Genomic DNA, 17182 nt, shown 5'->3' on the forward strand with positions numbered 1-17182 from the left:
TTGGGGGTAGTTTAATGTTAGAAATAAAAGAACTCTATAAAACCTATGGAAGCGGAGAAGTAAAGGTAGAAGCTTTAAAAAATATAAATTTGGCTATTAACCAAGGAGAATTTGTTGCTATAGTAGGGTCCAGCGGCTCCGGTAAAAGCACCCTTCTTCACATCATGGCCGGATTAGACATGCCTACAAAAGGCAGTATAATTATGGATGACCAGGATATATATACTTTGAAAGAAGATGATCTTGCTGTTTTCAGAAGAAGAAAAATAGGTTTTGTATTTCAATTTTTTAATTTAATTCCTGTGTTAACCTTGGAAGAAAATATACAGCTGCCTGTGCTGCTGGATCATCAAAAAGTAGATGAACCTTATATGAATGAGTTATTAGAACTATTGGGTTTAACAAGCAGAAGGTCTCACCTTCCCTCACAGCTATCCGGAGGCCAGCAGCAGCGTGCAGCTATAGCAAGAGCATTAATATACAAGCCTTCTATTATATTTGCAGACGAACCTACCGGAAATCTTGACAAGAAAAACTCAAAAGAGGTATTAGACCTGCTTAAGTTATCCTCTAAAAAATATAATCAAACACTTGTTATTGTAACTCACGACTTAGAAATAGCTGCAGGAGCAGACAAGATAATCACTCTTTCGGATGGGGAGGTTAAGTTATAATCTCCCTAAAAAGGAACGTAAGTAGATTTGAATTTATAAAATTCACTTGCGTTCCTATAAATTTCTAATGACGAGGCTCTCTAGACATCATTTTTCTCCAGCTTTTATAATATTCAGGATAGTCGTGCTTAATATAATCAAAGAAAAGCATTAAGTCGCCATGCTTCTGGAGTCCCTTTAGCATAGACTTAGGATAAGGCTGTTTTCTTTCATAACTTTCTCTTGGATCAATAACCTTAACAGTATCGTCCGGCTGTAAAAATATATGGCCAAGTCTCGCATCAAGCCTTGTAAATCCTAGTTTTTTCAGTTCATCAATAAGTTTTACAAGTTCAATGGAAAGTGATTTATTAATGTTATTATTCTTTAAATAGTATGATAAACGGCTTCCATATACAAAACTCATAACAATAGAATGACTGTCAAAATCATAAACAGTAGGAAAAAACCTGCTGTTTTTTGCGCTCATAAGTACCTCTAGTTGTTTTTTACATGCTTCTGGATTATAAAATATCTTTAATACCTTGTCATTGGGCAGCATATAAACCTTGCCTTGATGTCCCTGACCTATAAGCTTTAACTTAGTTACATCATATCCTAAATACTCAAACCTATATTTTGGTACCTTTTTCATAGCATATCCTCACCCTTATTAAAATTATTGCATCATCCTATACTTTTTAAAAAACTAAAATCCTTATCAATTATATTTTATGATTAAGAATAGGATTGGTTACAAGAACAGGGATATTTTTCTGTTTAAATTTATAGGATGCCATGAGAGTACTATTATTAGAAACCTTATAAAAAAAATGATATAAAAAAAAGCCACCTTATCAAGGCGGCATGACATTTCAAAATTATATTACAATTTTATATTATAATTTTACAACGTTGGATGCTTGTGGTCCTTTTGTTCCTCTTTCAACGTCAAACTGAACTTTATCTCCTTCTTGAAGGCTTACTCCTTGAAGTGCAGAAGCGTGAACAAAAACATCCTTTTCTCCTTCTACTTCGATAAATCCAAATCCTTTTTCTGTATTAAAAAATTTAACTGTACCTGTTTTCATAATTTCCTCCTTAGAAAAATATCTCTTCCTTGATACATCAAATTTATATCAAAAACATTTTTCTTTTAGCTCGTCAAGTATATCACTATTGCCAGAAATAAGCAATCATTTTGATTTTTCGTATTGCCCTTTCTTTACTCAATAATAATATTACCATTATGTCGTAAAACAATACACTACAATATTATATCGTTTATGTAAAAAACAAAATATCAAAAAATTTAATAACACCAAAATTTATTTGTTATTTGCCCTCGATATCATTCCTTTAACAATATCACGATAAGCTTCAGATACTTCCGGACATGAGGATAATATGCTATCCACAACAAAATCAATATTTTTATCATTTAGTATCTTCAAGTTTCTGCCTTCATCAAAAATGGAACCTTCGCTGTCTAAAGCATTGTATATAGTGCTTACCATTGGCGACTGCATAATATCTTTATTCTCAAGGCAGCTTTCAGAGAAATAAAGATTTTCCTCAATAACTACAAATTGTCCATAGGCATATTCCTTACTGGAAACAGCAACAGAATCTTCACCATCAGCAGCACATTCATACTGTAGATGTTCAACATGCTTCAAGTCAAATCTGTAAGCTATGTCTTTCCTTGTTAAAAAACATCTGACTTCAAGATCCATCAATCTCTCTTTCATATGCTCTGTAAAACTTCCTCCAAATTCCTTTATAAACATTTTTATAGATATGTTACTTTTTCTAGCATAGTTTTTATTAAACATAAATAATCTCCTTTTTATATAATATATTATATTAGTGCCAAAATTAATTATCTAAAAAGGCCACCCTTCTTCAGGTGGCATAACACGCTCTCGTTACATAAAAAGCTTAAATAAGCATTTTTATCTTCTATTATAATAGTATACCACAAATATGGTAACAAATATACATATAGATTTCCAACAGTCTTCAGTTCCACTGATTCATATAATTTTTGGGGCTAGATAGAAAGTAAAAATCTAATCACATTGAGCAGTCCCATAAATCCTTGAAGATTGGATATTTTGTGACAGCTCAATGTGAAGATTTTTATTACTTTCTATATAGATACTTTCCATAATTGCCTCAGCTAGTCCTTTTGGGTTTTCCCAAGCCATGGAATGTCCAGCTTGCTTAACAATCTGTATTTTTATACCATGATCAGATAGAACTTGCATATCAGGGTCTGGTAATGAATTTTCTCCAAAAATAAATGTTTTAGGACATTCAAGTGAATATAATATTTCTCTCCATGATGGCTCTTCACCTTTTGCCGCTGATTTAGATATCAAATAGGCAGCTTTGGGTAACCAAATGGATAATGATGCTGACCACATCTCATTTCCACTTATTCGGCTATCCTGTACCAACTTATTAAATCCATAATTAATAAATTCTTTCATATCAAAATTAGAAATATACTTGCTTGTTGAACCCTCAGCACTTTGATCCAGATTTGATTCACTTAAGATAAGCTTAGAAATTCTATTTTTACACATTTCAGCCAAAGAAAGTGCAACTGCCCCTCCAAGACTATGTCCAAATAATATAAATGAATCTATTTTTAAAAAATCAATAAATTCTATTAAATATTCTGCATGTTCTTTAACAGAATAACCAAAGTCATTAGGTTTATCACTGTATCCTGCACCTAGAAGATCAACTAAAATACAACGATGATTTTTCAAGGCTTCTTGTGCAGCAACTTGCGGATAATCAAACGAGCTAGCACATCCAAGTCCATGAATAAATATAATAGGCATATCGCTGCCCGGAAAATCATTATAGCGAAGCATACAATTAGTTTTGTTTAAAAAATACTCTTTCATTAAGCTTTCTCCTTCACTCGAAACACTGGGAATCTTAGAACGCTCACTTCTGCTTACAAGATTCCCGCTGAAGTCCATTTAGGACTTCAACCTCCTTTGATAAATCTAATTGACCACTATTAATTATACCATATTATTGTAAATAATGCACAAATATACTTGTAACTAAATTAGAAACCTTATTTTAAAACTTTATTATCATGTTTTAAAGAATCTTGTTACATTTACAGAATTGGTTAATTTATTTAAAAAAGTTTTACTTACATCAGCTAATTTTTATGTGATAGAATATAAAGATACCCCAATTATTATAAAATAACCTGGAAAGGGGGAATAGCATGCCGAAAAGTATACATCAGGATATAATGATATTTCCTAATTGCAGTGCTTTAACTACAAGAGGAAGATGTACTCGGCTAACACTTTCTATCTGTCAAGGAGAAGGATGTACCTTTAAGCATTCCTGCGAAGAAGACATAAACTCATTTGAATATGCTTATAAACGTTTAGCTGCTCTTGACCTTTCACTACAAATACGCATTGCAAATAGATACTATGGTGGGGAAATGCCGTGGTCTGAAGCAAAAAAAATTAAATTTACTTAAAAATATTTTTTTGAAAGTAAATATGTAAACGTTTACCGAGCGCTTTTAAGAACAAATAATTTTACAAGCTAAGAAATTGTTTCTATTATGTATAAAAACTTTTAGGAGGTATTGGTATGACTTTAATAAATGAAAAAGTAGAACACATCAGTTATGGTTTAGGAGTAGTTATTGAAGAGGAGGCCACTAAAATTTTAGTGCAGTTTACAGATGATATTGGTAATAAGGCATTTAAGTATCCTGAGGCTTTTGAAAAATTTTTAAAGGCTGTGAAGCCAGAAGTTCAAAACACTATTCTGGAGGAGCTGCATTCAAAACAGAAACGTCTGGAACTTGAGTGTTTGGCAATAGCACAAGAAGCTTTAGATCTTGAGGAAAAAATATCAAAGCTGACCTCTCCAAAAAAAAGAACCTCCAAAACAGTGAAGCAAAAGGCTTAAATAATAAAAGTATGTTAAAACATACTGGATATAAATAGTGAAAAACCTACAGCAATGGAGACGGCCATGGCTGAAGAAATAATTGAAAATCAAAGAACATAAGAAGCTGATACCCAGCTTCTTATAATATTATACATTAATTACTTGAGAGAAGCCTGCTATTAAAGCATTTCCCATTGAGTTGATTTGAGCATGAGCAACTTCCATTGCATTTATGTGTCTTTCTTTACCTAGAAAATCTACTACAAAACCACCCATATAAGTTTTTTCTTTCATAAACTCCACTCTATCAGGAATTTGAATGTATGGAGGTCTTATATAAAGTCCTTTCTCTAGTAAAATACTATCTGCTCTATTAGACAAGTCTTTATCTATGGTTATAATTCCTCATTTAAGGAAAAATATTTATATATAATAACAAACTTTATTGATTATACTAAACAAGAGATGTATAAATTAAGCGTGCAAATAGGAAAGGGCTGAAATAATTGAATCAGGCAATAGAGAGCAGACTTGAAAAGGCTTTGTGGAGCATAGCTATACCCGGATTTGGACAGTTAATGAATAAAAAATACTTTAAAGGAATTATTTTAATTATTTTGGAACTTATTATTAATGTTAAAGCAAATATAAACACAGCAATTGTTTTAAGTTTTTTAGGCCAAACTGAGCAAGCAGTGGAGTTATCTAACTATCAATGGTTAATGTTTTACCCGTGTGTTTATTTATATTCAATATGGGATGCATACAAAGATGCCTGCGAAGAAAAAGAGAAACCTTTGCTGTTTTTGCCTTTTGCTATTGCTGCATATGTTGAAACAGTGGGTGTAATCTACTCCAAGATATACAGAATAAAAGGAGTGCTTCTGGGACCCATATTTTTACCTATGGCATGTATTTTTATTGGGTTAGTCATTGGATTTGTTATTAGATATTTAGTTTTAAAAATATCAAAAAATTACCAGTAAGTAAATAAACAAAAATCACACTAATACTTCGGTGTGATTTTTCGTTTTGCACTCCAAAACAGATCCCGATATTAAAATGACTGTTCCTTTTTCTAATTGCTCCAGCTGCTCTCCTTCTCTACAAAAATTACAACCTGCTCATCTCTCTTATCCCCGCAGCCTCAGGCTCCTTAACCCTTCCTTTAAGAAACCTGTTATCACTTATTGCAAATTTAATAATGAGTGATATAATTAATATAGTTCATGATTGAACCGTTCCATTGTGGATTATTTTAAATTTTTATTGGAGGATTACTATTATGGATAACAACACTCTCAAGGTTAAGCAGGCTGGAGAAGTGGTTCAATCTTTTATGTCAATTAGCAGAACTCTAACAAGGTTTACATCACAAAATGCTGATAGTCTCAGACTTACATTACAGCAGATGGGTATTTTGAATACAGTAAGTGCCTTTCCTGAAATAACTCTTAAAGAGATTACGGACAAGTTAAATCTCCCCAAAAGTACGGTTAGCGTCAATGTTGATAGTCTTGTTAATTTAGAACTTATTGATAGGAAAATTACTGAAGAAAACCGAAGGGAAATTCATTTAACTTCAACGCCAAAAGGTAAAGAACTATCTCAAAAGTCTTCTGAAAACGCCCTATCATATAGAGCTATGGCTTTAGCTTTAAAAAAAATAAGCCAAGAGGATGTTCAGGTTTTAATTCGAGTACATAAAGAACTTTTAAACAACTTGCGAGACTGTAAATTTTAAATACATAATTTTCTCTTATGATTTCCTAAAAGTCTAAATAATCATAACTTCCAAAACCTCCTCTCTTTCTGCATATTTATAAATATCCTATCAAGAGAGGAGGAATACCATGGAAGATTTTCTAAAAGCTATTGCAAATGTAGGTTTTCCCATAGCAGTTGCTGCTTATTTACTTATCAGGATTGAAGGGAAAATTGACAGTCTGGCTGCTTCAATAAACCAGCTTTCAGCCATACTTTCAGTAAAGCTTGCTGGCAATGATGAGCGAAAATCCGCATAAGCAAAAATCACTCCTGTAACAACTTTAATTGTTACGGGAGTGATTTTTTTGTATATACATCCCAAGTCAAACCTTAAAATGCTCTCAAAACTGCATATATATGTTTGTAATCAGAATTCAAACAAGGAGGTGAATAAGTATGGCAGTAGTAAGCACACCTGTAAGCTCAGCTTTAAGCATCAAGTTTAAGGCCGGAATCGACTCAAATGGAAAGGACATTATAAAGGCTAAGAAGTTTTCAAATGTAAAAGTGACAGCAACTCCTGATAAGCTTCTTGAAATAGGAACAGCTTTAGGCTCCCTGTTAAAGAATGAGTTTGTAAGCGTAGGAAGAAGCGACGACAGTGTTTTAGTTAATGAATAATTGAACTGACTATTAATGTGAAAGGAGGAATTTTAAATGGCAGATAAAAGTTTAGTAATGACTTTTTTAAATGAAGAAGGCACAAAAGCCAATATTACGCTTCCAGGCGTTAAAGATAATGTAAGTCAGCAGGAAGTGTCTGTTGTTATGGATACTATAATAGCAGGAAACATATTTTCTTCAACCGGCGGAGATTTAATAACTAAACATTCAGCTCAGGTAACTGAGAAAAATGTTACTGATCTTGTAGTTAGATAATTGGAGGGGTACCGAGCGGTACCTCTTTTAGTTTGCTTATATTGCAGGTAATCATATAAGCATGTTGTGACTTAAAATATCTATAAGATGTTTGTTAATCTATATATCAAAATAATAATATTCATAGCTTCTAAAATACCTATTATGTGTAAGAGTCAAGTCTAAGTCTAATAATTGCTTTCAACAAATCAATATTTTCTTTTTTTGTAAATATTCTTCCTAATTGCCTCCAGTTCTAACATCTAAGATAAATTACAAATCAAATTATAAACATCATTCACTCATTTGGATATTATTTTAGTTACCTGCAGGTAAGTATAGCACTTCTAAGTGCTTACTTGTTGTATTTTTCTTTATAATATAATATTTACTTAAAGCTTAATAAATTTTATCAATATTTATAGCATATATCTTCAAACGATTAATAATGTCTAACATATGCAGGTGATGGTTATATTATATAAGTATTGAATATTTATTAAAACTGGAAATAAAAAGGAGGGTTATTTTATGAATCATCTAGTAGTTTTTGCACACCCAAATCCAAAGAGCTTTGGCAAAGGAATAGTTGATACTATTCAAAAGGCCGTTGAAGAAAAAGGAGACAGCTTAATAATTAGAGATCTTTACGAAATTGGATTCGATGCTATACTTAAGCCAGAAGATTTCGTAGCTTTTCAAAGTGGGAATACACCAGAAGATATTAAAGCTGAACAGGAACATGTTAAATGGGCTGATGTTATTACGTTTGTATATCCTGTTTGGTGGGCTGGACTGCCAGCTATGCTAAAAGGTTATGTTGATAGAGTTTTATCCTATGGATTTGGCTATGAATATGTAAACGGAGCACCAAATGGATTACTAAAAGGCAAGAAAGGATTACTATTCTGCACGACTGGAACTCCAAATGATGTTTACGCTCAGAACGGAATGCACAATTCAATGAAGCAAACAACTGACCAAGGTATCTTTAATTTCTGTGGAATAGAAGTAATCAATCACACCTTCTTTGGTGCTGTACCTTATGTTCCAGATGAAACTCGTCAAGATTATTTAAAGGAAGTTGAAAACATAATAAAATCTATAAAGTAAATACAATAAATAGCAGCACTTGTTTTTTGAAATTTAAACCAAGTGCTGTTATTATTTTCTATAGTTATTTACTTGCTTTTAGAGCCTTCGCTGCCAATTTTCATATGTAGGATATTATCATCCATATTTTTATCACTGATTATATTCATAACATAGCTTTTAAGGAAGTTTGCCTGTGAATTATGGTTTGATTTTTTCTTTATATTGTTCGCCCCAAGCCAACATAGAATCCAAGATAGGCTTCAAGCTAATTCCGTCTTCAGTAAGAGAATACTCAACTCTTGGGGGTACTTCAGCATAAACTTTTCTCTCGACTAAACCATCTTCCTCCATGTCTCTTAACTGCTGTGTAAGCATCTTTTGGCTTATAGATCCAATAGATTTTCTTAATTCTCCAAACCTTTTAGTGCCTTCAATTAAGTCTCTTAATATTAATACTTTCCACTTATCTCCTATAAGCAAAAGAGTTGTTTCAACCGGACAAGCAGGTAATTCTTTTTTCATCAACTATCCTTCTTTCTTTTAAATCATAAAAATACCCATTAGTTACTTTTAGGTACCTATAGCACTTTAAAGTGCTTACTTGCGAAACTATACTATTGAATCTATTATATAATTGTAGCCGATAAAAATCAATTGAAGTGGAGATGTTAAATATGAATGAAGTAGTAAAGTTTTTACAAGAAAACCCTGTGCAGTATCTTGCAACTGTTGGTGTAGACGGAAAGGCAAAGTGCCGTCCTTTCATGTTCTGTTTTGAACAAGAGGGCAATCTATGGTTCTGCACTAACAATACAAAGGATGTTTACAAGGATATACAAGCTAATCCTTATGTAGAAGTTTCAGTTTCCAGTCCAACCTATGCATGGATTCGCTTAAACGGCAAGGTTGTATTTGAAAACAACATGACTGTAAAAGAAGCATGCATGAATAACCCTATTGTAAAAGGTCAATATCAGACTGCAGATAATCCAATATTTGAAGTGTTCTATCTAGAGGATGCAAAGGCAGTTATAGCTGATTTCTCAGGTAATCCCCCTGCAGAATACACTCTTTAATTTAAGTCCTCATTAGGATATTATGATGTGCCCCAGTTATATTTTATAATACTGGGACACTTACCCTGTTTGTATGTAGAAAGATAATATGCTGCTTAAACTAGCAATACTAATAGTTACCGAGAGATAACTATGTTACTATAAAGTGTTTACTTAACTATTTATACTATATTGTTTATACTAATGATTAGAAGGTAGTAAAAGTTTATAAAAGCGAAATTTAAAGATTTATAATCTTTTGATATAGAATTAGAAATATTAGGGAGGCTATATAATGGACGCAAAAGAATATCTTCAAATACTTCATAAGGAAATTCACTCTACAGCCTTTGCAACTGTGGATGAAAGTAGACTTCCCCAGGTCCGAATCATCGATATTATGTTAGTGGATGATGACAGCCTCTATTTTATAACTGCAAAGGGCAAGGAGTTTTACAGACAGCTTGAAAAGCAAAAATTTGTTGCAATTACCGGCATGACTTCTGGAAGTGGGGACTCTCTTACGAAAAAAGCAATCTCTATTAGAGGTAAAGTAAGAAATGTAGGACAGCATTTGTTAAATGAAGTTTTGAACAAAATCCCTACATGAAAGAAATATATCATGAAAATGCCCGTCATGCCCTTGAAGTTTTTCAGCTTTATGAAGGTCAAGGTGAGTATTTTGATTTGTCATCTAAACCTATATACCGAGATACTTTTACTCTAGGTGATAAAAAAGAAAAACACTCACAGTATGTAATTGATGAGAAATGTATTGGATGTAATGAATGCACAAAAATCTGTCCTGAGCAATGTATAGATAAAGGAGCACCTTATTTTATAAGACAGGAAAACTGCTTGCATTGTGGACTATGCCTAGAGAGCTGTCCTTCAAATGCAATTCAATTGCTATCAATTAGAAAGTAGTGATGTTATGAATAAAGAAGAAATTTTAAATGAATTATTACAATATTTTATAAATGAAAATAGAGATGTACACATTAATTCTATTCCCTCTGATTATAAAGAAAAAAGAAACCTTCTAAGAGCTTTAATGAATATAAGAGAACCTGAGCCCATAGATTCAAAAATTCTTAAATTACAGGATGAACTTTTAAAGGAAGAAACAGTTAATAGAAACCCGGTTGATCCATGCAAATTACCTACCATAGCAGAGGCATTTAAGGGAAGGTCAATACCCTTTTCTGAAAAATTGGTACTTTGGCAGGGTGACATTATTTCTATAAGTGCAGATGCCATTGTTAATGCCGCCAATTCAAAGCTTCTCGGTTGTTTTGTACCTCTTCATAGGTGCATAGATAATGCTATTCATTCAGCTGCTGGTGTAGAGTTAAGACTTGAATGTGATGAGATTATGGAAAATCAAGGGTTTGATGAACCTACAGGTCTATCTAAAATTACTAAGGCTTATAATCTCCCCAGTAAATATATTCTTCATACTGTTGGCCCAATTATAGATGATAAATTAACTAAGGAAGACTGCCGAATGCTTTCATCATGCTATACCTCCTGTCTAAACAAAGCCAGTGAGTATTCTGATATAAAAACAATTGCCTTCTGCTGTATATCTACCGGAGAATTTAGGTTTCCTAAAGACAAGGCCTCACAAATAGCAGTAGAATCTGTATGTAACTGGCTTAGGGAAAATCCAGAAAGGTTTGACAGAATTATTTTTAATGTTTTCACAGGGGAGGATTATAATGAATATGCAAAATTATTCAGATAATATAACTAAAGCAGCGAAGCTTATTAAGGAAGCAGATTATATACTTGTAGGTGCCGGCGCAGGTCTTTCAGCAGCCGGAGGATTAAATTATGGTGATAGTGAATTATTTATAGAATGGTTCCCGAAGTTATCAGAGCTTGGTATTGAAACCATAGGTGAAGCAATCTCATTCTACTGGAATGCGGATGATTCAAATAGAAGAAGCTTTTGGGCCTATTGGGCAAATCACATTAATAAAATACGTTATGAAGCCCCTGCACTAAAGCCTTATCTCGATTTATACGAAATACTGAAGGATAAAAATCATTTTATTATAACTACAAATGTAGATGAGCAATTTGTTAAGGCTGGTTTTGATAAAGAAAAAATCTTTGCTCCTCAGGGCAATTACGGCCTTTTCCAATGTGACAAACCCTGTAGTAATGATCTTTATGATAATAAGACTTTCATTGATAAAATGATTGCTAATATGGATAAAGATAAGTTTGAAATACGGGAAGAAGACATACCTCGTTGTCCTAAATGCGGCTCCTACATGTCAAAAAATCTTCGTGTAGATGATACCTTTGTTGAAGCCCCACATATGGAAAAACAAAAGGATTATATGGATTACGTCAACAATTCCATGGATGGTAAATTAGTTCTTATAGAGTTAGGTGTCGGCTTTAATACACCTGGAATTATACGCTGGCCTTTTGAAAAAATCACAATGAAACATCTTAATGCGGTACTTATTCGAATGAATATGCAGTATCCTGATATACCTGAAAAGCTACTATCTAAATCTTTAACTTTTAATGAAGATATACAGATGGTACTTACAGAGATAAATGCTGCTCGCTTTAAAAAATAGAAAGCAGTTTAAGGTGATTTTAACCCCCTTAAACTGCTTTCCACTTATCTTTCTGAAGAAAAGTATTATATTTCTTCAGAAGTTGCAACAATATACAAGTCTTCACCAAGTATCTTCCAGCTGATTAGTTCACCCTCCCCAGCGCCTTCTCAATCTCATATTTATACCCAGCCGGGCAAAACAGTTAAACTTCTTTAATTAGTCCCTCCATATTCCTGCACCTTTTCCTCACATTGATTTAACTTTGTTTCTAAGATATTCTTCAATGATATTTTTCCTCAGGCTATCTAGTCATCTTTGAGTTTGTTAACATTAAAACATTCACCTACTATATATACTTATATAGGCTTATTAGGTATATTATATATAACCTATATATACCTATATTATCTATTTTATATTTATATATAATTTAATGTTAACAATAATAACAAAGTAATATAAAGCTAGTATTCATCAGCATTCAAGCCGTTAACATTCTCGTTAACATTGTGCTTTTGAATGTTAACAATGTTAACAGGTGAATGTTAACAGAATTTAGTCTTTAATGAAACCTCTTTGATGACCATAAGCGCTTCCAAAACGATACAGCGTATTAAGCCTTTTCCAGCCTGGCAGCTTTTCTAAAATACTGTTTATCTCAACGGAATCTGCCCTTCTCATATATTTCAAATCCCCTCCAAGGCACTCGCACCATATCTCCACCGAACATATTCTGTCCCGCTCCATCGTTTCTGAATTATCATTTTCATACTCTACGGCCCAATAAAGCCGCCTTTCATTTAAGGTACGCTTATCCCAATTTATCGGGATAGGTCTATTAACAAATTCTCGGATAATACCTTCCTTTGCATTGCTTTCAGAGTGTGCTTCCTGCTCAAGCCTTGCCTGCAGCTCTGCTTCATCAGTTAAAAACAGCTTTTCTCCAAGCTGCCAGTAGAGATATGCTTCAGCCCATATTTGATCTGCTTCCAGAGGCAGGTTGTTCCACACGTTTTTAGCGGCAGGCTTTAATCCCACATCCACAGGCCAAAAACGTCTGTTGCCTGTCCTGTCTTTTAAAAACTCGCTGTCATTGGTAGTTCCAAAGAATACGCAGCGTCTTGGATAAGCCTTTGTTCTCTTTCCAAAGGGCTCTCTGTAGATATCTTCATTTTTGCTTAAAAACTGCTTTATTGCATTAGTTTCTGAACGATTAAAGCCGCTGAGCTCTCCAATTTCATTAATCCATATACCCTGAAGCATCTCTGAAGCTTCCTTTCCTTCAAAGGTCTGAAGACTGTCTGAGTACCAGCTTTGTCCAAGAATTCTTAAAAAGGTGCTTTTGCCTATGCCCTGAGGTCCTGCAAGTATCGGCATATAGTCATATTTACAGCCCGGTGTCATGGCACGAGCCACTGCTGCAGCTAAGGATTTACGCATAACTGCTCTGGTGTAGGTAGTATCAACTGCACCAAGGTAATCTATTAAGAGAGTATCCAGCCTCTTTATGCCGTCCCATTGAAGCTTAGTAAGATAGTCCTTCACTCTGCTAAAAGAATGATTATTGGCACATATTCCAAGAGCATCATCAACTTTATTTGGACTTACTATGTCATAGGTATTTTCCACATACCAACGGATTCCCTTATCGTCTAAATCTCCCCATTGCCTCTGCTCTGGATTTGCATCCCAAGGCACAGCTCCCATAACCACAGCTCTGCTTGCAAATTCATCAAAAGCTATTTTGTCTTTTAAAAGCGGATCATTTTCAAAGATAATAAGAAGATTGTTTGTAGTCTTTGCTATGGCTCCTGTGGAAGGTATTATCTTAAGCTTTGCTATCCAGGAGAAATCATTTTTGCCGGCAGCTTCAGGAGACAAAGCAAAATCCTGCACTGCTTTTTCATACCTTTCTTTGTTTAATAAGGCTGAAACTTCTACATCACTAACCGCAAGCTCGCACATGGCTGTATAGGAAGGCAGCTTATTGACTGGTGTATCTATCTTTGCTTCATTATCCATTTCGCTGAACTTGTGAAGCCTAACAAGGTCAAAGGAGTTTACAAGCCTCCCACCTGCAGGATCTGTGGAGTGATGAGAATACAGGAAATTTCCGTTCTCATAAACTACTGCACCCCCTGTAGTTGAGCCGCCGCTGTAGGTAAATCTGCCTGAGCCATCCTCACAAGGTATATAAACTCCGGAAAGAAATACCTCCATAGCTTTATATATGTCATAGGTTCTGCAGAAGGCTCCTATAACTCCGGTTTTTTCAATCGGATTCCCCTGCTTTGCTGCCTGTTTTACAGAGTTAAGCTGCGCTCCAGTCACCTCCGGCCATTCTAAAACATTTCTCCAATCCTTGTATAGTGAAAGTATTCCATCTGCATCAAGAAAGGGCTTATCACCATATGCATAAACATAATTGCTGTTTAGACAGCAGCTTGGCCAATACATAAGTCTTGAAGCTTCAAAGGTTGTTGGGTCGCAGAGCTCTATGCCAATTATCTGAGCTAGTTTTCTAGCTATAGGCTCATATTCATCTGCTGTGGCAGGTCTATTAAGTGGTACAAGTACCCTAAGCCTTGGCTTTGCCTCTTCATGCTTTCTTGTAGAATAAACTGCATAGCTGCAGCCTAGACCATCTATTCTTCTTAAAACCTCCTGCGTACCACCAGTCGGAATGTTGTCTAAATCTAAAGTTATAATATCTCTCGTCAGCACATTGCTTGCTTTTCTTCTGTTGTCTTTAAGTGTTCCAGCTACAAAGCCGCCTATATCCTTAAGCTCGTCCTGCCTAGTTTTAGGATAGCGTAGATATTCTGCCAAGGTTTCTGTTCCTCTGGCAGGCGTTTTAAGCTTCTCCACAAGCTCTGACCAATAAAGCTTCTGCTGTGGCCAGAAGGTAGCTTTTCGGCTGCCCGCAGCTGATATTGTAATTTGTTTGTCATTTATTAGCATGGTTTCCCTCCTTTATGCAAAAAAAACACCGTAAAATTCAGAAGTGAATAATACGGTGTTCTGGGTAATTATTTTGTTTTATAGCTTCATGGGAATATAAGCTCCATACATATCAATTATTGACTTCAACCTATTAATATACATAGTATTATCAAAATTCATTATTATGTAGCCTAAAAAATTCATAATATGTGCGTACATTCTCCAATTCTGTCCACCTTTTTATATCAACAGGATTTTCATCAAGATCATATATTTTTGCTCCTCGCATAGCCAGCAGAAATGGAGAATGAGTTGATATAATAAACTGACATCCAAAAAAACGTGCAGAATCCTCAATAAAACCCATTAATTCCATCTGACGTTTTGGAGAAAGACTGTTTTCAGGTTCATCCAATATATAGAGTCCATTTTCTCCAATTTTTTCAGTGAAATATCTGTATGCACTTTCTCCATTCGAATATTCCCTGACATTATCAATCAATTCACTTCTCACAAATCGTGACTGTGTTTTACTTCTAGCATTATTTACTCTTTTTAGCTGCTCGTAATCTGCTATTGACTTCATTTGGAAATGAGAATATTTCGTATCTAAATACTCTTCAAAAAGCTCTTCCCGTTTTTGGTCAATTCCTTCATTGAGGTTACGTATATTCAACATATAATCAAATACATCATCACTTGTAATAATTCTGCTATTTAGAGGAATGTCAGTTTCAAGATACATCTCGCACATATTTACATAGTCAGGATAAAAATTTGATTTATTATAGATTGAATCACGTCCGATTCCTGTTTTTTCTGCTATAACATTTAATGCCGTTGATTTTCCTGAACCATTTCCGCCATATAGAATCGTAACTGGCTCAAAGTCAATTCTTTCAAGACCATGTACTGATAATACCTTAAAGGGATAAAAGGAGTCATAGCATGTTCTTTTTATCTTCAAGAAAAAGTCAAATTCCATATCTTCATTGGGAAATGTAAAACAATTTAAGTAGATCATTTTTTCTCCTTATATAAATAATCTTTAAGTTCACACTTTTTACGCTTCCGAATTAGCTATAATCAATTGTACCACATTCTTAAAATCAGCACAGCAATATACTTCCAACTAAAAGGAAAGCCATATTTTTTAACACCTTATTATTCACTTTTCAACGAACATTATTCTTTACTCCTCTTATAAAACACAGACTCATACCCCTCTGACTTTAAAAGCAGCCCCGGAGCCAATCAATAGGCTGTCCCATTATGTCAATCACAGACTTTAAATTTCCCACTTCTTTGTTTCCTGATTTATGCCTCTATAGTAAAGTGCTTCTCTTCGGACACTGAGTAACTTAAGATGTTGGCTTTCGCTCACAGGTTACCCGTTAAAGCCCATTTAGGGCTTTAATCTCCTTTTTCTGAAATTTGGTAAATAAAAAACACCGTAGAATTCAGGGGTGAATAATACGGTGTTATATATGATTATTTAATTCTTGAAGTTATATCGGGATATAAGAAGATGGCGAATTAAAACAACTTCTATTATGCTTATACTGTGGAGTTTGAGGTATTTAGTTGAGCTCTGAAAAATTCTAAATCATTGTAGCTCATATTTGTCAGATATGTAATATCTTTTGCCATACCCTTCAAAATTTTATGAGCTTCACTATATGCGAGGTTAAAATCACTTTGTGTAATATCTCCACTTTCTAAAGCTTCTTTAAGTTCATCTTCATCAAATAAGACTACCTCACCTGATGGAAATACAACAATATCAAGGTATAAATCATCATAAAACGGCTGACCATTCTCATCGATAGAATTTTGTTTTGTTATATCAAAGTACCATTCAATTATATTATTTCTGTCATCAAACATAGTAGTAACTGACCAATTTTTACCGATTGGTAAGCGTAGTATCCACGAATAACCATCATCTACAAGGCAAAATTCCCTGCTGTCTAACTTACATATAAGCTTTTCGTGAACTTTCTCAACAAATATCGCTGATGCATAGCCATTAAAGCATTCTTGATATGTATTAAATAGCACACATTTGCTTGTCTTTATTCTTTGCCATTGACTCTTTGCAATATATTTTCTTCTCATGTTCCACCACCCATTATATAAATAATATATAGTTTACCATTATTTATCAAATTGTAGCAGTCATAAAAAATACTTGATGCAACCTTAAAGAATATTGCGATACAAATTATCTAATTTAAACTACGTGTAAATGGTAAACAAAGTCCGTAACTGGAACTGTTAC

General features: G+C 34.0%; 23 protein-coding genes. 14 read left to right on the top strand and 9 right to left on the bottom strand.

Annotated elements, in window-relative coordinates; genetic code table 11:
• Nucleotides 1-14 precede the first annotated feature (14 nt).
• The gene (locus JK636_RS17850; protein WP_202750334.1) at nucleotides 15-674 is read left to right on the top strand and encodes an ABC transporter ATP-binding protein; all 660 of its coding nucleotides are present in this window, start codon (nucleotides 15-17) and stop codon (nucleotides 672-674) included.
• Between the two features lie 64 nt (nucleotides 675-738).
• Here JK636_RS17850 and JK636_RS17855 read toward each other — a convergent pair whose 3' ends face one another.
• The 4 genes from JK636_RS17855 to JK636_RS17870 form a co-directional block, all read right to left on the bottom strand.
• A complete protein-coding gene (locus JK636_RS17855) occupies nucleotides 739-1308 on the bottom strand; it encodes a serine/threonine protein kinase (protein ID WP_202750335.1) in 570 nt (189 codons plus the stop codon).
• A 244-nt stretch (nucleotides 1309-1552) separates the two neighbouring features.
• Nucleotides 1553-1744 carry a cold-shock protein gene (locus tag JK636_RS17860; RefSeq protein ID WP_202750336.1) on the bottom strand — a complete coding sequence of 64 codons (192 nt, stop codon included), beginning with the start codon at nucleotides 1742-1744 and terminating at the stop codon, nucleotides 1553-1555.
• Nucleotides 1745-1981: 237 nt separating this feature from the next.
• The gene (locus JK636_RS17865; RefSeq protein WP_202750337.1) at nucleotides 1982-2488 is read right to left on the bottom strand and encodes a hypothetical protein; all 507 of its coding nucleotides are present in this window, start codon (nucleotides 2486-2488) and stop codon (nucleotides 1982-1984) included.
• A gap of 237 nt (nucleotides 2489-2725) precedes the next feature.
• Entirely contained in the window at nucleotides 2726-3652 is a 927-nt protein-coding gene (locus JK636_RS17870) for an alpha/beta fold hydrolase (protein WP_338025794.1), read from the bottom strand.
• Between the two features lie 260 nt (nucleotides 3653-3912).
• On the opposite strand from JK636_RS17870, the gene JK636_RS17875 reads away from it, so the two are divergent.
• On the top strand, nucleotides 3913-4179 hold the full coding sequence (locus JK636_RS17875; protein ID WP_202750338.1) for a hypothetical protein: 267 nt from the start codon (nucleotides 3913-3915) through the stop codon (nucleotides 4177-4179).
• A 116-nt stretch (nucleotides 4180-4295) separates the two neighbouring features.
• Nucleotides 4296-4619: a hypothetical protein gene (locus JK636_RS17880; RefSeq protein ID WP_202750339.1), complete on the top strand. Its 324-nt coding sequence runs from the start codon at nucleotides 4296-4298 to the stop codon at nucleotides 4617-4619.
• A 129-nt stretch (nucleotides 4620-4748) separates the two neighbouring features.
• Here the strand turns inward: JK636_RS17880 and JK636_RS17885 are convergent, their stop codons facing one another.
• Nucleotides 4749-4895, bottom strand: coding sequence for a YvdQ family spore coat protein (locus JK636_RS17885; RefSeq protein WP_202750340.1), 147 nt, complete (start codon nucleotides 4893-4895; stop codon nucleotides 4749-4751).
• A gap of 212 nt (nucleotides 4896-5107) precedes the next feature.
• On the opposite strand from JK636_RS17885, the gene JK636_RS17890 reads away from it, so the two are divergent.
• The 6 genes from JK636_RS17890 (at nucleotide 5108) to JK636_RS17915 (ending at nucleotide 8339) form a co-directional block, all read left to right on the top strand.
• A complete protein-coding gene (locus JK636_RS17890) occupies nucleotides 5108-5587 on the top strand; it encodes a hypothetical protein (protein ID WP_207751774.1) in 480 nt (159 codons plus the stop codon).
• Nucleotides 5588-5886: 299 nt separating this feature from the next.
• Nucleotides 5887-6345, top strand: coding sequence for a MarR family winged helix-turn-helix transcriptional regulator (locus tag JK636_RS17895; RefSeq protein ID WP_202750341.1), 459 nt, complete (start codon nucleotides 5887-5889; stop codon nucleotides 6343-6345).
• A 109-nt stretch (nucleotides 6346-6454) separates the two neighbouring features.
• The gene (locus JK636_RS17900) at nucleotides 6455-6625 is read left to right on the top strand and encodes a YvrJ family protein (protein ID WP_202750342.1); all 171 of its coding nucleotides are present in this window, start codon (nucleotides 6455-6457) and stop codon (nucleotides 6623-6625) included.
• Nucleotides 6626-6764: 139 nt separating this feature from the next.
• Nucleotides 6765-6989 (top strand): DUF1659 domain-containing protein, encoded by a 225-nt coding sequence (locus JK636_RS17905; protein ID WP_202750343.1) that lies wholly within the window; start codon nucleotides 6765-6767, stop codon nucleotides 6987-6989.
• Nucleotides 6990-7025: 36 nt separating this feature from the next.
• On the top strand, nucleotides 7026-7247 hold the full coding sequence (locus JK636_RS17910) for a DUF2922 domain-containing protein (protein ID WP_202750344.1): 222 nt from the start codon (nucleotides 7026-7028) through the stop codon (nucleotides 7245-7247).
• Between the two features lie 510 nt (nucleotides 7248-7757).
• Nucleotides 7758-8339 carry an NAD(P)H-dependent oxidoreductase gene (locus JK636_RS17915; protein WP_202750345.1) on the top strand — a complete coding sequence of 194 codons (582 nt, stop codon included), beginning with the start codon at nucleotides 7758-7760 and terminating at the stop codon, nucleotides 8337-8339.
• 180 nt (nucleotides 8340-8519) lie between these two features.
• On the opposite strand, the gene JK636_RS17920 is transcribed toward JK636_RS17915, so the two are convergent.
• A complete protein-coding gene (locus tag JK636_RS17920) occupies nucleotides 8520-8843 on the bottom strand; it encodes a winged helix-turn-helix transcriptional regulator (RefSeq protein WP_202750346.1) in 324 nt (107 codons plus the stop codon).
• A 152-nt stretch (nucleotides 8844-8995) separates the two neighbouring features.
• On the opposite strand from JK636_RS17920, the gene JK636_RS17925 reads away from it, so the two are divergent.
• From JK636_RS17925 to JK636_RS17940, 5 genes are all read left to right on the top strand, one after another.
• On the top strand, nucleotides 8996-9397 hold the full coding sequence (locus JK636_RS17925; protein ID WP_202750347.1) for a pyridoxamine 5'-phosphate oxidase family protein: 402 nt from the start codon (nucleotides 8996-8998) through the stop codon (nucleotides 9395-9397).
• A 274-nt stretch (nucleotides 9398-9671) separates the two neighbouring features.
• Nucleotides 9672-9986 (top strand): pyridoxamine 5'-phosphate oxidase family protein, encoded by a 315-nt coding sequence (locus JK636_RS24065; protein ID WP_338025795.1) that lies wholly within the window; start codon nucleotides 9672-9674, stop codon nucleotides 9984-9986.
• Nucleotides 9983-10303 (top strand): 4Fe-4S binding protein, encoded by a 321-nt coding sequence (locus JK636_RS24070; protein WP_338025796.1) that lies wholly within the window; start codon nucleotides 9983-9985, stop codon nucleotides 10301-10303. The genes JK636_RS24065 and JK636_RS24070 overlap by 4 nt, the downstream gene beginning before the upstream one ends.
• A 7-nt stretch (nucleotides 10304-10310) precedes the next feature.
• Complete coding sequence (locus JK636_RS17935) at nucleotides 10311-11123, top strand: protein-ADP-ribose hydrolase (RefSeq protein WP_202750348.1); 813 nt, start codon at nucleotides 10311-10313, stop codon at nucleotides 11121-11123.
• Complete coding sequence (locus tag JK636_RS17940) at nucleotides 11098-11976, top strand: SIR2 family NAD-dependent protein deacylase (RefSeq protein WP_243428263.1); 879 nt, start codon at nucleotides 11098-11100, stop codon at nucleotides 11974-11976. Before JK636_RS17935 ends, JK636_RS17940 begins: the two co-directional genes overlap by 26 nt.
• Nucleotides 11977-12513: 537 nt before the next feature.
• Here the strand turns inward: JK636_RS17940 and JK636_RS17945 are convergent.
• From JK636_RS17945 to JK636_RS17955, 3 genes are all read right to left on the bottom strand, one after another.
• On the bottom strand, nucleotides 12514-14919 hold the full coding sequence (locus tag JK636_RS17945; RefSeq protein ID WP_202750349.1) for a virulence-associated E family protein: 2406 nt from the start codon (nucleotides 14917-14919) through the stop codon (nucleotides 12514-12516).
• 151 nt (nucleotides 14920-15070) lie between these two features.
• The gene (locus tag JK636_RS17950) at nucleotides 15071-15925 is read right to left on the bottom strand and encodes an AAA family ATPase (RefSeq protein ID WP_202750350.1); all 855 of its coding nucleotides are present in this window, start codon (nucleotides 15923-15925) and stop codon (nucleotides 15071-15073) included.
• A gap of 533 nt (nucleotides 15926-16458) precedes the next feature.
• Nucleotides 16459-17019, bottom strand: coding sequence for a ribonuclease FAU-1 family protein (locus JK636_RS17955; RefSeq protein WP_202750351.1), 561 nt, complete (start codon nucleotides 17017-17019; stop codon nucleotides 16459-16461).
• Nucleotides 17020-17182: the final 163 nt, after the last annotated feature.

This window comes from Clostridium rhizosphaerae (assembly GCF_016765585.1).
GTDB lineage: Bacteria > Bacillota > Clostridia > Clostridiales > Clostridiaceae > Clostridium_AT > Clostridium_AT rhizosphaerae.

Excerpts from the sequence above, each read along its gene's own strand:
- JK636_RS24065 (WP_338025795.1), top strand. The coding sequence starts at position 9,672 with ATGGACGCAAAAGAATATCTTCAAATACTTCATAAGGAAATTCACTCT.
- JK636_RS17925 (WP_202750347.1), top strand. The coding sequence starts at position 8,996 with ATGAATGAAGTAGTAAAGTTTTTACAAGAAAACCCTGTGCAGTATCTT.
- JK636_RS17950 (WP_202750350.1), bottom strand. The coding sequence starts at position 15,925 with ATGATCTACTTAAATTGTTTTACATTTCCCAATGAAGATATGGAATTT.
- JK636_RS17850 (WP_202750334.1), top strand. The coding sequence starts at position 15 with ATGTTAGAAATAAAAGAACTCTATAAAACCTATGGAAGCGGAGAAGTA.
- JK636_RS17900 (WP_202750342.1), top strand. The coding sequence starts at position 6,455 with ATGGAAGATTTTCTAAAAGCTATTGCAAATGTAGGTTTTCCCATAGCA.
- JK636_RS17920 (WP_202750346.1), bottom strand. The coding sequence starts at position 8,843 with ATGAAAAAAGAATTACCTGCTTGTCCGGTTGAAACAACTCTTTTGCTT.
- JK636_RS17915 (WP_202750345.1), top strand. The coding sequence starts at position 7,758 with ATGAATCATCTAGTAGTTTTTGCACACCCAAATCCAAAGAGCTTTGGC.
- JK636_RS17935 (WP_202750348.1), top strand. The coding sequence starts at position 10,311 with ATGAATAAAGAAGAAATTTTAAATGAATTATTACAATATTTTATAAAT.
- JK636_RS17880 (WP_202750339.1), top strand. The coding sequence starts at position 4,296 with ATGACTTTAATAAATGAAAAAGTAGAACACATCAGTTATGGTTTAGGA.
- JK636_RS17895 (WP_202750341.1), top strand. The coding sequence starts at position 5,887 with ATGGATAACAACACTCTCAAGGTTAAGCAGGCTGGAGAAGTGGTTCAA.
- JK636_RS17855 (WP_202750335.1), bottom strand. The coding sequence starts at position 1,308 with ATGAAAAAGGTACCAAAATATAGGTTTGAGTATTTAGGATATGATGTA.
- JK636_RS17955 (WP_202750351.1), bottom strand. The coding sequence starts at position 17,019 with ATGAGAAGAAAATATATTGCAAAGAGTCAATGGCAAAGAATAAAGACA.
- JK636_RS17885 (WP_202750340.1), bottom strand. The coding sequence starts at position 4,895 with ATGAAAGAAAAAACTTATATGGGTGGTTTTGTAGTAGATTTTCTAGGT.
- JK636_RS17910 (WP_202750344.1), top strand. The coding sequence starts at position 7,026 with ATGGCAGATAAAAGTTTAGTAATGACTTTTTTAAATGAAGAAGGCACA.
- JK636_RS17940 (WP_243428263.1), top strand. The coding sequence starts at position 11,098 with ATGAATATGCAAAATTATTCAGATAATATAACTAAAGCAGCGAAGCTT.
- JK636_RS17945 (WP_202750349.1), bottom strand. The coding sequence starts at position 14,919 with ATGCTAATAAATGACAAACAAATTACAATATCAGCTGCGGGCAGCCGA.
- JK636_RS24070 (WP_338025796.1), top strand. The coding sequence starts at position 9,983 with ATGAAAGAAATATATCATGAAAATGCCCGTCATGCCCTTGAAGTTTTT.
- JK636_RS17905 (WP_202750343.1), top strand. The coding sequence starts at position 6,765 with ATGGCAGTAGTAAGCACACCTGTAAGCTCAGCTTTAAGCATCAAGTTT.
- JK636_RS17865 (WP_202750337.1), bottom strand. The coding sequence starts at position 2,488 with ATGTTTAATAAAAACTATGCTAGAAAAAGTAACATATCTATAAAAATG.
- JK636_RS17875 (WP_202750338.1), top strand. The coding sequence starts at position 3,913 with ATGCCGAAAAGTATACATCAGGATATAATGATATTTCCTAATTGCAGT.
- JK636_RS17870 (WP_338025794.1), bottom strand. The coding sequence starts at position 3,652 with ATGGACTTCAGCGGGAATCTTGTAAGCAGAAGTGAGCGTTCTAAGATT.
- JK636_RS17860 (WP_202750336.1), bottom strand. The coding sequence starts at position 1,744 with ATGAAAACAGGTACAGTTAAATTTTTTAATACAGAAAAAGGATTTGGA.